Below are 13251 nucleotides of genomic sequence, written 5' to 3' on the forward strand. Positions count from 1 at the left end.
TCAAACAAATTGTTCGAATTGGCTTTTAGCGATCTCTTCCCCTACTTTTACAGCTGAAGCAGTCATTATATCCAAATTACCTGCATATACGGGAAGAAAATCCCCTAACCCTTTCACTTCAAGAAGGACTGTTATTTGTTTCCCATCAAATATTGGATTTGTCTTCAGGCGATATCCTGGAACATATTCAGAGACTTTTTCCGCCATCTTAGTTATGGACGTTGTTATTTCTTCCACATCAAAGGAATCCGATTGAAGCAGACAATGAATGGTATCCCTCATGATGAGTGGCGGTTCGGCCGGATTTAGCAGAATGATAGCTTTTCCTTTTTTCGCACCACCCACCTGTTCCAAGGCCCTTGCCGTCGTTTGGGTGAATTCATCAATATTGGCACGGGTTCCCGGACCGGCACCCCTGCTGGATATTGTCGCTATTATCTCGGCATATTCGACCAGGGCCACTTGACTGATCGCATGAACGATGGGGATTGTCGCCTGACCGCCGCATGTAATCATGTTAACGACCGCCTCATTCAAATTTTCTTTTAAATTCACGGAAGGAACGATAAACGGTCCGATTGCGGCAGGCGTCAAATCTATCAGCTTTTTGTTCATCTTTTTCAAGGCTTTGCAGTGAAAGACATGTGCCTTCGCAGATGTGGCATCGAATAAAATGTCTGCAAGTTCCGGCCTTTCCAAAAAACCTTCCAGACCATTTTCAATGACATGATGCCCGTGCATCCTAGCCTTCTTCAAACCCTCTGATTCCGTGTCGATACCAATCATAACCGACATTTCCAGAACATCCGACCGATGAATTTTCATCATTAGGTCTGTGCCGATATTCCCTGATCCAATAATGCCTACTTTTAGTTTTTTCAAGGCCGCTGGGCTCCTTTCACTCAAAATTAACCGAAACCTTTCCAAGTTTTTCTCCAAAGTCAGCAGAAAAACGGTCACCTGGTCTCGCTTCGATTGCTGCGGATAACGCACCGGACAAAATCACTTCGCCCGCTTTCAATGAACCTTTAAACCCATGCAGTTTATTTGCAAGCCAGGCTACGCATGTTGCTGGATTTCCAAGTACTGCTTCACCTGTTCCTTGATTCATGAATTCGCCATTTTTATATAGGCTCATTTGAATGGAAGGGAGGTCGATATCACTCAAATGAATTTTGCGATTTCCCAGAATATATAGACCCGATGATGCATTATCCGCCACAGTGTCCGGAAGTTTAATCTTCCAGTCCATCACCCGGCTATCAACCACTTCGATTGAAGCAACCACATAATCAGTGGCTTCGATTACATCATCAACCGTAATATTGGGACCATGTAGATCTTTCTTTAAAATAAAAGCTACCTCTGCCTCCACTTTCGGTTGGATCAACCGCAGACTCGAAATACATCCATTATTTTCTATTTTCATCCCATCAAGTAAATGCCCATAATCTGGTTCATTCACTCCCAAAACTTCCTGCATAGCCTTTGAAGTCAAGCCTATTTTCTTACCTGATACTTCCAAACCGGACTGGGTTTTCCTTCGAATGCTTTCAAGCTGAATTTGGTAGGCATCCTCCACGTCCAAATCCGGAATTTCACTGGTTGGGGCCGGAATCCAAATTCCAGTTTTTTCCGCTTCCAAAAACCTCGCAGACCATTCTGTTAAACTAACGTTCATGTTGCTACCCACCTTCTTTATAATTTAATCGTGACGTTAGACAGTTCACTGTAAAATTCGAAACTATGAGACCCGCCTTCACGGCCGATGCCACTGTGCTTCATACCACCAAAAGGTGTGCGCAAATCACGCAAATACCAGGTATTCACCCAGATAATGCCCGCCTCTATTTTAGAAGCGACACGATGTGCTCTCCTTAAATCGTTGGTCCAGATCGTTGCCCCCAGTCCGTAATGAGTATCATTAGCGTGCTCCAGTACTTCTTCTTCCGTTTCAAAAGGCATGACCGTTACCACAGGACCAAAAATTTCTTCCCGTACACAACGGGATTCACGCGTAACTCCGGCAATAATTGTCGGCTCAATGAAAAAACCTTTGTCAAACTGTCCGGCTCTTCTTCCTCCAGTTAATATTTTCGCTCCTTCTTCTTTCGCCAGGTCAATGTAACTCATCACTTTTTTATAATGTTCTTTTCCTATTACAGCTCCTACTTCCGTTTCGGAATCAAACGGATTCCCGACTTTTAATTTTTTTGTTCGCGCGACCATCTTTTCAAGGAATTCGTCATACAATCCTTCCTGAACATAGATTCGTGATCCACATAAACAAACTTCTCCTTGGTTCATGAAACTTGATTTCAATGTCGTTTCGATTACTTCATCAAGATTCGAGTCTGCAAACACAATATTCGGATTTTTCCCGCCCAGTTCAAAAGAGATTTTTTTCAACGTGGGCGCGGCAGCTTTCATGATCGCCGTTCCCGTTTTCGTTTCCCCAGTGAATGTTATCGCATCGACGTCCGGATGCTCACTTAGAGCAGCTCCAGCTGAATTTACACCATATCCATGCACAAGGTTGATAACTCCATCGGGAACTCCCGCTTCCTTACATATTTCCATTAACTTTGTCGCTGTCATCGGTGTCAGTTCAGCTGGTTTCATAACCGCTGTATTGCCAGCTGCCAGGCATGGTGCCAATTTCCATGTCAACAATAGCAAAGGTAAATTCCAAGGATTGATCATCCCTACCACTCCGACGGGCCGCCTAATGGAATAATGAAGTGCAATATTGTTCTGGTTGAAGGATTCATTTCCAAGTGTAGTGATATAGTCCGCAAAAAAGTGGAAATTGTGAGCTGAACGCTTGATATCCATTTCCAGTGCAAGGCTAAATGGTTTCCCTGTATCAAGGGTTTCCAACATTGTCAGTTCTTCTTTCTTTTCCAAAATGAGATCGCCGATTCGCCTTAGAACCGCAGAGCGCTCATTATCGGTAAAAGATTTCCAAGGCCCTTTAAGCGCATGTCTTGCTGCAGAAACAGCCTGATTCACCTCCTCTTTTCCTCCTTCTGCAACCCATCCAAGTATTTCTTCCGTTGCGGGATTGATATTGTCAAAAGTCCTTGATTGATCTGGATCCAGGAATTCCCCGTTAATAAAGTGCCGGCAATCTATTGATTTAGTTGTATTTATCCTATCTCTTGCTGCTTGCATGAAACATCCCTCTCCCTTTATTGAGACACCCGCTTAGTTCAAGCGCCTCAATCTTGTATTTCCACAATCATTTCAATTTCAATTGCAGTGTTATTTGGAAGCTGGGCCATTCCCACTGCTGACCTGGCATGTCTACCCCTCTCTCCAAATACGGCCACAAGCAGGTCTGATGCCCCATTCAATACTTTGGGCTGTCCTGTGAAGTTTTCGGCTGAATTAACCATTCCGAGAATTTTGATTACCTTCTTCACTCTGGATAGTTCTCCAAGCTCATCCTTCAGCACCCTCAGAAGATTAACCATTGACTGCCTCGCTGCCTGATACCCTTCCTCTTCCGTCAGCTCTTTGCCAAGCTTGCCGTGATATTCATCAACACCTTGTCCGGATGTGAAAATCAAATTTCCCACCCGGACGTGGCTAACGTAGTTACCGACCGCTTCCCTTGGCGGCTCAAGCATGATTCCAAGTTCTTCAAGGACTTGTTCTGGTGCTTTTATCTGTTTTACCATGCTTCTCCCCTCGTGATTCCAAATTTAAAAATCTTAGTGCATTTATCCCTAGAAGATTCGCTTTCACTTCATCTGATAGATTTAGAGTGTCATCAATTACTTGACCTGGGGGCTTTTCTCTCAATAAAAATGGATAGTCGGAACCCATCAGCACTTTCTTATATCCAAAACGGTCAATCAGATACTGAATATTCCGGGTATCATAGTTCAGTGAATCGAAATAAAACTTTTGCGCATAGTAGCTTGGCGGCATTGATGTTTTCCTTAAATCAGGCCATACTTCCCATCCCTGATCGATCCGCGGTAAAATATATGGAAATGAGCCCCCGCCATGTGCAAAACAGATTTTCAGATCCGGGAACTTTTCCATGACGCCACTCCATAAAATGCTTGCTGCCGCCAATGCCGTTTCACTCGGCATCGCCACTGTATACATGAGGTTATGCCGTTCCGTGCGGTCTTTTGCCATTGTCTCCCATGGGTGGATAAACAGTGGGACATTCCACTTTTCAGCCATTTGGAAAAATTCCAATAAAACAGGGGAATCCAGATTTTCTCCATTTACGTTAGTACCGATTTCGATTCCAGCCATGCCTAGCTCAAATTTACAGCGTTCCATTTCCCCGATTGCCACTTTCAAATCCTGAAGCGGTACAGTTCCGAGACCGATGAACCTGTCTGGATGCCTGTTCACAGTCTCGGCGATGAAATCATTCTGGAACTGGGACATGTATAGCGCCTGGTCAATTGGCGCCCAGTATGAAAATGTCACTGGCACAGGTGAGAGCACCTGCATATCGACTCCTTCCGCATCCATATCCTGAATGCGTTTTTCAGGGTCCCACACCTGGTCGGTCACTTTCCTGAACAGCTTTCCGCTTACCATGATATCTGCCCCGCAAGAACATTTCCGCTCTAGCACTGGCCAGCGTCCCTGACCAAATTTACCGGTTAAGTCGGGCAGGTCCAACGGAAGAATATGGGTATGGAAATCTATTCGCATTTCCAAGCCTCAACGTTTTCTAACATGACATGACCGCATTCACTACAGGTGCGAAGTTCCTTACTTCCGTTGAAAGCCTCAATCGCCTCTTTCACCTGGACCTCAATATTTGTCAATTGGATCGTAGCTTTGAGCATCTCATGGTTACAATTCCCGCAGAACCAAACAAAATCTTCTAGCTCATCTTTAGCACGCTTGCGCTCTACGACAATGCCATAAGTATCCGGTACACGGTGAGGGGAATGTGGTACGTCAGCTGGCAGCATGAATATTTCCCCTTCTTTCACCTCCACTACTTCACGCTCGCCGCTTTGATTGATGCATTCTACATAGCAGGATCCTTTTATCTGATAAAATAGCTCGTCTGAAGGGTCGACATGAAAATCGCGCCGATAATTCGGACCACCCAGAAGCATGACGATGAATTCGGAATCTTCCCAAAGCACTTTGTTATTAACCGGCGGTTTCAATAAATCTTTATTGTCTTCAATAACTTTCATGAGATTTAATGATCTAGCCTGTAATTTTGAAGATTGAGCATGTCCTTTCATAAATAAACTACCTCCCATTTAAATTTTCATAATAGTCAAAAAATTTATATTAGTGACATATAACCAACTTGTTTTGAAATCATTTGTGCCGAACGAATCACCGACTGAATAATTCTCGTTTTTTCTTTCCCAAGCATATAATTCCGATCCCCGACAAGGTTAAGTGCAGCAATAACCTGGCCATTATAGGACTTAATGGGTGCTGCAACGCCATATAACCCAAAATCATTTTCATCATCACTAATCGCAAATCCTTGTTTGCGGACGTCCTTTAACTCTTCATTCAATTGGTTGATGCTAGTAATCGTGTTAGTTGAGTGCTTCAATAGCCCTTTTGCCAGCGTAGGCTGAATAAAGGATGGGTTAAAGGCAAGTAATATTTTCCCGGCGCTCGTACAATGAGCTGGTTTTCTTGCTCCTATATATGTGGTCATATGCTCAGCGTGAGGGGACGACATTTTCATCACAAACCTGACTTCGCCTTCGTGAAACATACCGATGTGAGAATTACCTCTAAATTGCAGGACAAGATTACTTATAATTGGACCTGCTTCATAATGAATATCCTGCTGATACATGACTCTACTGCTCCACTCAAGCAACTTCCATCCAAGCCGATACTTTCGATCTTTGCCTTGGATCAGCATCCCATCCTTGCACATCGTTTTCACTAGATGATGAGATGAGCTTGGACTCATATTCAATTTTTCAGCTATTTCCTTATTTCCAAGTGAGGGTTCTTCATTTGTGAATAAATCAAGTATCTTTATCAGCTTCTCAACAGACGAAATCATGACGGTCCCCCCTCCCCATTCAACTATTAAAGTTACTGGCTAACCGCATCGATGGCTACTTGCATCGGTTTGTTAAGCACTTCATCGACCATGGCAAAGTTTTTGTTTTTCTTATATTTATTATAAAAAATCGCTCTTTTCCGAACTGGATCACCCGTGTAATAGCGTTCGTATTGAAGGAGGCGCTGTCCAAATGCTTCCCCGCATAAATCCCAAGCCAGTTTAAACACCCGAACACGCTCTTCTGCCGAAACCCCGCTTCGCCCTCCATAATATTTATCGATATCACTGCGCAATTCCGGATTATCAAAGTCGGCCCCTGTCGGAGACATCAACAGCCCGCCGGCTCCAATGGTCTGGATAACTTCGATGGCACGAGGATACATCTCCGGAAGGAAGCCGCGAATCGTTTCCAATGCATCGGGATTTGGCCGGGCCTCACCGTAATCATTAATCGTGTACTCATATTCCGCTACCCGAAGCAGTGAACGGATGACTTCGACGGATTGAACAAGTTCACCCAAATCACGCTGTACATGCAGGAATCCATCAACTCCGATAGAGTCTGCCACTTTACAAGCTACTTCAACGGCAAATGCCAGTTTAATATATCCGCGTACGCCTGATTGGTGAGCAGGCTGTTCCGCGATCCCCGTCATTGGATACAAGCGGTTTGCCGCCTCCACATTGTTGTATAAGAAGACACGATTCCAAGGAACCAGGACATCATTGAATACAAGCAGGGCATCCATTTCCTCATAGCGGGAGGCCAGTGGATGGTCAAACATCGAGCGTGTTCCGTCCTGCATTGGTTCCCGGCAGATTATGCGCAGTCCAGGCGTATCGATCGGCAGTGCAAATGCTACCGCGTGACGTTCATCGCCTGGTGTGAATCCTGGGAAAGAATAGATAATCACCTCATCTGTAATCGGTGCCAGGGTTGCTAACATCTTTGCACCGCGTACAAGTATTCCTTCTTCTTTTTCCTCAACGGTCCCTAAGTGGGTATATGTTTCTTTTTGTTCATGAGATTGCTTGCTTCGATCATTTTGAGGATTAATGATTGCATGCGTCAAGAATAAATCATTGTGACGAATATAGGCATAATAGTCCTTGATGTTCTTTGACCAGTCTTTGTTGTATTTATCAAGAAACCAGGAGTTATGTGCCATGGAAGTGACCACGACATTTAAAAAGTCCGGCGTTCTCCCCATTAGTCCATATGTCATCCTTGCATACACTTCAAATAATTTACTTCTTTTTTGCAAATCCTCCGATGTCTTCGGGAATAAGAAAGCATTATTGACACGTTCCCCGGTTTCTTTGCAAATGTGAGTGATTTCATCTAGATATTCCGGGTCATGTTGAATGTCATACAACCTCGCAATTTCTTGTATCGGCTGCTTAAAAATTGGCTCATTATAAATATCCTCAACCACTCTTCCACCAAGCCAGACTTCTGGCTTTCTGGATTTAATTCTATTAATATATTCTTCACCGGTTTTAATGCCCATAAGAAACCCCCTTATTTTACAAGTTGTTTAGCAGACCCCATTTTCCCTTGATGAAAGTAAGCGCTTCCAAATCTTCGAAATGTAACTCCTGGATCTCACCGATGAACAATACATGATCACCTGCCTCAAACTCTTCCCTTGTTCTCCCAGTCACTTTAAAGTGTTTCCTGCTTATTGCCCGCAAATTGCCCTGCAATGGATTCTTGTTCATCCGATAATTTATTAATGGTAAAAGATTTATCTTTCATGCTAGTGCAGGCTTTTGCTTCATTATGAATTGATACTAAGCGAGCGGGGGAACCAAGAAACCTAGGTAAATGTATTCACAGTGATGCCCTTCCATCAAACCAGCTTACTATCGTGACTCCGGTTGGGAATTTGCCAAAGCAACTTCTCAACTCGCGCTCATCCATCTTATCACCTCCTACTCTTTCATTATGAATTCATTATAGTAAACTTAATAATTTTAAAAATCATATAATTTCATATTATGAAATTTAAGGAATTTTTTTTAATAGCTCGTTTCAATTGTGAATTATCGTAAAAAGACTTTCATTACCGCATTAACAAAAATCAGTGTTAAACTATCCATGATCATTCGTATTTCCAGCTTTGGTCATTTCGACTCGAATATATGAAAGTGGTGAGGGAAGTTTCAATTTTGCGTTCCTTAAGAAAGATCTACCAATTTTTTGTGGATATTCCTTTAAAACAAGGCGTGGTTTTGAATGACCGTTACGAGGTGAAAGCTGTAACCGGTAAAGGAAGCTACGGTATTGTTTACCTTTGCAATGATTTGAAGATGAATGAAAATATAGTGATCAAGCAGCTCCGGAAAAGTAAACGCCGCAGCAAAAAAGAGCTGAAACAGTTTAAAAATGAAATGATCATATTACGAATGTTAAACCACACGAACATCCCCAAATTTCACGGGCAATTTTCACATGACGGTAATGTTTATTTTGTGATGGATTTTATAGAAGGGGATAATTTAGAAGACCATATTTTCTTGAATCAATTAACATACAATGAGAAAGAGTCTCTAATTTTTCTGGTTGAACTGGTCAGTTTAGTAGCTTATCTACATGACCATGACATTTGCCATCAAGATTTACGTATACCAAATATTTTACTTAAGAACCATCAGCCCATTTTGATAGACTTTGGTTTGTCTAAAACGATCAATACGGCCGATCTCGCAAAAGACTCCATTTTAGAGCTGAAAAGGCAGGATTTTTACGACTTGGGGGAAATACTTCTTTATGTACTTTATACGACGTATGATTCCAAAAGTAAAAAGGCCCTTCCTTGGACAGAAGAGCTTTCGTTAGAAAAAGAAACCGTGCATATACTGAAAAGATTATTAAGCATCCAAGAACCTTATTCAGATATTAAAGAAATCTCAATGGACCTGCAGGCTGCATTGAAGTCACAGAAATTGAATTAACTGCTGCTGCCACGCCCCTTTCTCTTGTAGCGGTCACTTCCACTCATGGGATACCTTTTATACCCTCTGCTGCTGCTGCTGCCTCGGCGATAATGACCATGTCTTCTCTCACTGCTTCCTTGGGAAAGTTGTTTGATTTTTTTCATTATTTTCTTTAGCATATCTTTCACCTCTTTTATTATGGTTTAAAGCTTGTTATTCATTTAGCCTAACATAGTCAAAGTATAAACCTTATTAATAAGTACTATAATTTTTGTGCTATATAAACAATTTCATGCTTACCAGTTGATAAAACGTTTTTTAATCTTTCCATTAAAGATGTAAGTTGAAATGACTGTAAACATAAAAAACCTGGCGAGCATTGCTTCGCCAGGTTTTTTCGTCGTTCATCATTTATTTTACAGCGTCTTTTAATTCCTTACCTGCTTTAAATGCCGGTACTTTACTAGCTGCAATTTGTATTTCTTCGCCAGTTTGCGGGTTTCTTCCTGTACGGGCAGCACGGTCGCGCACTTCAAATGTACCAAAACCAACTAATTGGATTTTTTCTTCTTTAGCAAGTGTAGCCGTGATTGTTTCAAACAACGCATCCACTACTTTTTTTGCTTCGTCTTTTGTCAGTTCAGCTTGTGCTGCAACACTGCTCACTAATTCTGTTTTATTCATATGAACACCTCATCCTTTTATTTTGTATAAAGTATGTAGAGAAGACAACATAACATATCTTGTATGCCCCTGTCACTTATTATGGCTAAATAAAAGGAATTGCAGCTCTAAATCGAGCTTTTTTGAAGATAAATGGGCTTTGATTAACATTAACTTCCTGCAGTTTCCAGCTGCAGCCATTGATAGATGGTATCCATATCAATGTTTTCCTCCAAATGGGAAGCCAAGAGATTGTAGGCTTCCTCCCTACGCTCCGAGTCGCTTTGGACGTTCTCCTTCACTTCTTCCAACCCCTTGTTCCGTCGAATTTGGTTAACTAGCAATCTAGTGAACAGGCGATTATGGAATATCCCATGAAGATATGTTCCCATTACCTTGTTGTCATTGGAAATGGCTCCATCCTCTCTTCCATCCTTCAATAAAAGAAAGGGCCTTACTTGCGACTTCAATGTCGTTCTGCCTAAATGTATTTCGAAACCGTTAAGATTCATTTGACCTTCCATTATCCCGGCAGAAAGGACACCTTCCATTTGTACCGTTTTCTTTTCTGCCTGAAAAACGGTTTCCACCGGAAGAAGCGAGAGCCCGTACGCGTTCTCACCGTCACCTTCGACCGCATCAGGATCGAAAAGTTTAGTCCCTAGCATTTGAAAACCGCCGCATATGCCAAAAATCATCGTACCTTGTTTCCGCAATTCATTGATGGCCCGATCCAACCCCATACGATTCAACCATTCTAAATCTTCCATCGTGTTTTTTGTACCAGGCAAAATTACCAGATCGGGATTACCTAACTCATGGACACTGTTTACTAGGCGGACACCTACTCCGGGTTCATCAAAAAAAGGATCCACATCAGTAAAATTGGAGATCCGAGGAAATCTCAAGACGGCTACATCGATCGGGAACTCTGCCTTTTTAGGTTTTTTAAAACGTAAGGAAGAGAGGGCAAGTGAATCTTCCGCTTCAATATTCACGTCTAGATAGGGCAGTACCCCGAGAACCGGAATCCCGGTTTCCTTTTCCACCCATTCAATGCCATCGTCCAACAATTCACGCATGCCACGAAATTTATTGATGATGATCCCCTTTACACTATCTCGTTCATCTTGATCCAATAAAGCAAGTGTGCCGATGATGGAGGCAAATACTCCACCACGATCAATATCGGCCACCAAAATGACTGCCGCATCCGTGAGTTTAGCCATTCGCATATTCGCGATATCCCGGTCCTTAAGGTTAATTTCAGCCGGACTTCCTGCCCCTTCGAGTACGATGATGTCATAGTCTTCTTGAAGTTTTTTGACCGATTTACGGATGATCGGCATGGCTTCCTGGACAAATTGGGACCGATAGCTTTTTGCATTCATATCAAGAAAATGCTTTCCGTGCACGATGACTTCCGAAACCATATCCTGCTTTGGTTTCAGTAATATCGGATTCATATCGGTCGTTGCCGTGATCCTTGCTGCTTCCGCCTGTACTCCCTGAGCCCGTCCGATTTCACCGCCATCCAAGGTTACATAAGAATTCAAAGCCATGTTTTGTGATTTGAATGGGACGACACGTAATCCTTTATTGGAAAATACCCGGCAAAATGCCGTACAAATCAAACTTTTCCCTACATCAGACGACGTTCCTTGTATCATGATGGATCGTGCCTTCATTACATTCACCCCCTTAAAACTCCAATCCTTTGACAGCGCCGATGCCCTCGTCATAATAATGCTTGGTCGCCTCAATCGCTGAAACCAAATCGGCCATTTCCATAAGCTCTGTCTTGGCATCCCTGCCGGTAATGACTATGTGCATATGAGCGGGACGACTTCGAATCGCATCGATGACTTCAGTCAATGGCAAGACATCTTCGATCGGGAATTTGGAAATCGCCAATGCATTGTTCAACTCATCCAAAACAAGTAAATCAATGCCGGGATCACTAAGGGCCAGTCTCGCCTTTTCCCATGCTAACGATAATGCGTTGCGATGCTCTTCTGGAGTTTTGGTCCATGTAAAACCAATTCCTAGCTGTTCCATTTCAACTCCTAATTTTTTCAAAGCCAATGCTTCCCCATATGTACGCTCTGGAGATTTTATGAACTGAAGGTATTTGACATTCATTCCTCTGCCGATTGCCCTTAAAGTCACCCCTAATGAGGCAGTCGTCTTCCCTTTCCCGTTACCTGTATAAATAAGCATTAATCCTCTGCGTGCCACTCACTCACCTACTTTCATAGCCAAACTGTTTTTTCTATGTATGAAGTCCTTTTAGTAGCAGGAACCGGTTGATCGCCTTTAGGGTATCCGACAAAAATGGTGCCGATCACTTTTTTGTTTTCCGGTGAACCGATAAATTCGTGCAGGCGTTCATCCCTGACAAGACCCACTCCTCTAGTGCGCCATACGAATCCGAGACCAAGTTCTTTTGCGGCAAGCCACATCGAATGGACGGCACAACAAGAAGCGAATACATTGTCTTCGGATGAATCCGGATCATCAGGCAAAATATCGGAAGTCACGACCACGATAAGCGGTGTCGTCTTTACAACTTCCAGTGAACTTTCAATCAATTTCGGTTTGGTCGGGAAGCGTTCATGTAAATACCTTTCTGCCAATCTTTCATAACGCTGCTTCGCCTCTCCCTTGATTACATAAAAACTCCAAGGTTCACGCAATCTATCGTTAGGGGCATAGGTAGCCGCTTCCAATAGCTGCCTGATTTTTTGGTCTTCCACTTCTTTTTCTTCGTAATTCCTTATTGCCCGGCGTTCCTTCAGTTCTTGAATGATGGACATTCCGACTCATTCCCTTCAATAATGGACTCTGATTCAATCACTCTTTCAAACCATTGGATTTTTTCTCTTAATTGGACGACATCCCCTACTAGAAAGATTGATGGATTTTGAATTTCTTCTTTTATAGCCTTCACAGAAATCGAACTCAAGGTACCGGTAATCGTCCTTTGATTTTCTGTCGTGCCCCATTCAATGACAGCCACTGGCGTATTGCCATCCCTTCCATGCTCCATCAATTTTTCACAGATAAACGGCATATTACCAATTCCCATATAAAAGGCGATGGTATCGATGCCCTGAGCCAATGCCTGCCAATTCAAGTTATCCTGCCCCTTGTAATCACGGCCATGGCCTGTCACAATCGCATAACTTGAGGCATGATCACGGTGGGTCACCGGGATGCCCGCATAAGCCGGTGCTGCGATTCCCGCTGTGATTCCTGGAACGATATCATATTCAATCCCGTTAGCAGCCAGTATCTCCGCTTCCTCACCGCCCCGCCCAAAGACAAACGGATCTCCACCCTTCAGACGGGTGACGTTTTTCCCCTGTAAGGCTTTTTCTACTAAAAGTTCATGTATTTCATTTTGAATGAGATGATGTTTCCCTGGTGATTTCCCGCAATACACCAGTTCTGCATCTTCTTTTGCATACGTTAATAATTCTGGATTGACAAGCCTGTCATATGCAATGACATCCGCCTTTTGGATACATTCCAGTCCATATACCGTAATCAGTTTCGGATCTCCGGGACCCGCACCGACCAGATGAACTTTTCCCGGTTTCATGCTCGCGCCT

The 13251-nt window shown here is 43.0% G+C and carries 16 protein-coding genes; 1 reads left to right on the forward strand and 15 read right to left on the reverse strand.

Annotated features, from left to right (window positions below; all coding sequences use genetic code 11):
* From N0M92_RS13120 to N0M92_RS13160, 9 genes are read right to left on the reverse strand one after another with little or no spacing between them, the layout of a single operon-like run.
* Positions 1-882, reverse strand: coding sequence for an acetaldehyde dehydrogenase (acetylating) (locus N0M92_RS13120; protein ID WP_260286170.1), 882 nt, complete (start codon positions 880-882; stop codon positions 1-3).
* A 16-nt stretch (positions 883-898) separates the two neighbouring features.
* A complete protein-coding gene (locus N0M92_RS13125) occupies positions 899-1681 on the reverse strand; it encodes a 2-keto-4-pentenoate hydratase (RefSeq protein WP_260286172.1) in 783 nt (260 codons plus the stop codon).
* A gap of 17 nt (positions 1682-1698) precedes the next feature.
* Entirely contained in the window at positions 1699-3174 is a 1476-nt protein-coding gene (locus N0M92_RS13130) for an aldehyde dehydrogenase (RefSeq protein ID WP_260286173.1), read from the reverse strand.
* A gap of 47 nt (positions 3175-3221) precedes the next feature.
* A complete protein-coding gene (locus N0M92_RS13135) occupies positions 3222-3683 on the reverse strand; it encodes a RidA family protein (protein ID WP_260286174.1) in 462 nt (153 codons plus the stop codon).
* Entirely contained in the window at positions 3646-4692 is a 1047-nt protein-coding gene (locus N0M92_RS13140) for an amidohydrolase family protein (protein ID WP_260286175.1), read from the reverse strand. Before N0M92_RS13140 ends, N0M92_RS13135 begins: the two co-directional genes overlap by 38 nt.
* Positions 4677-5237, reverse strand: coding sequence for a 3-hydroxyanthranilate 3,4-dioxygenase (locus N0M92_RS13145; protein ID WP_260286177.1), 561 nt, complete (start codon positions 5235-5237; stop codon positions 4677-4679). Before N0M92_RS13145 ends, N0M92_RS13140 begins: the two co-directional genes overlap by 16 nt.
* Before the next feature lie 44 nt (positions 5238-5281).
* Positions 5282-6031, reverse strand: coding sequence for an IclR family transcriptional regulator (locus tag N0M92_RS13150; RefSeq protein WP_260286178.1), 750 nt, complete (start codon positions 6029-6031; stop codon positions 5282-5284).
* 32 nt (positions 6032-6063) lie between these two features.
* Complete coding sequence (locus N0M92_RS13155) at positions 6064-7545, reverse strand: 4-hydroxyphenylacetate 3-hydroxylase family protein (RefSeq protein ID WP_260286179.1); 1482 nt, start codon at positions 7543-7545, stop codon at positions 6064-6066.
* A 16-nt stretch (positions 7546-7561) separates the two neighbouring features.
* Positions 7562-7699: a flavin reductase family protein gene (locus tag N0M92_RS13160; RefSeq protein ID WP_260286180.1), complete on the reverse strand. Its 138-nt coding sequence runs from the start codon at positions 7697-7699 to the stop codon at positions 7562-7564.
* Between the two features lie 507 nt (positions 7700-8206).
* Between N0M92_RS13160 and N0M92_RS13165 the strand changes: the two genes are divergently transcribed.
* Positions 8207-8992: a serine/threonine protein kinase gene (locus N0M92_RS13165; RefSeq protein WP_260286181.1), complete on the forward strand. Its 786-nt coding sequence runs from the start codon at positions 8207-8209 to the stop codon at positions 8990-8992.
* Here N0M92_RS13165 and N0M92_RS13170 read toward each other — a convergent pair.
* The 6 genes from N0M92_RS13170 to cobA all read right to left on the reverse strand — a co-directional run bounded on the left by N0M92_RS13170 (position 8989) and on the right by cobA (position 13241).
* Complete coding sequence (locus N0M92_RS13170; protein ID WP_170974019.1) at positions 8989-9153, reverse strand: hypothetical protein; 165 nt, start codon at positions 9151-9153, stop codon at positions 8989-8991. The two genes, N0M92_RS13165 and N0M92_RS13170, sit on opposite strands and share 4 nt — an antisense overlap.
* A 232-nt stretch (positions 9154-9385) precedes the next feature.
* Positions 9386-9658, reverse strand: a complete 273-nt coding sequence (locus tag N0M92_RS13175; protein ID WP_076371466.1) for an HU family DNA-binding protein — start codon at positions 9656-9658, stop codon at positions 9386-9388.
* 149 nt (positions 9659-9807) lie between these two features.
* Positions 9808-11325: a cobyric acid synthase gene (locus tag N0M92_RS13180; RefSeq protein ID WP_260286183.1), complete on the reverse strand. Its 1518-nt coding sequence runs from the start codon at positions 11323-11325 to the stop codon at positions 9808-9810.
* Positions 11326-11338: 13 nt separating this feature from the next.
* Positions 11339-11875, reverse strand: coding sequence for a cob(I)yrinic acid a,c-diamide adenosyltransferase (locus N0M92_RS13185; protein ID WP_260286184.1), 537 nt, complete (start codon positions 11873-11875; stop codon positions 11339-11341).
* A gap of 14 nt (positions 11876-11889) precedes the next feature.
* The gene (locus tag N0M92_RS13190; protein WP_260286185.1) at positions 11890-12453 is read right to left on the reverse strand and encodes a nitroreductase family protein; all 564 of its coding nucleotides are present in this window, start codon (positions 12451-12453) and stop codon (positions 11890-11892) included.
* A complete protein-coding gene (gene cobA / locus N0M92_RS13195) occupies positions 12432-13241 on the reverse strand; it encodes a uroporphyrinogen-III C-methyltransferase (protein ID WP_260286186.1) in 810 nt (269 codons plus the stop codon). The genes N0M92_RS13190 and cobA overlap by 22 nt, the downstream gene beginning before the upstream one ends.
* Positions 13242-13251: the final 10 nt, after the last annotated feature.

It is taken from the genome of Peribacillus aracenensis (assembly GCF_025175645.1).
Taxonomy (GTDB): domain Bacteria; phylum Bacillota; class Bacilli; order Bacillales; family DSM-1321; genus Peribacillus; species Peribacillus aracenensis.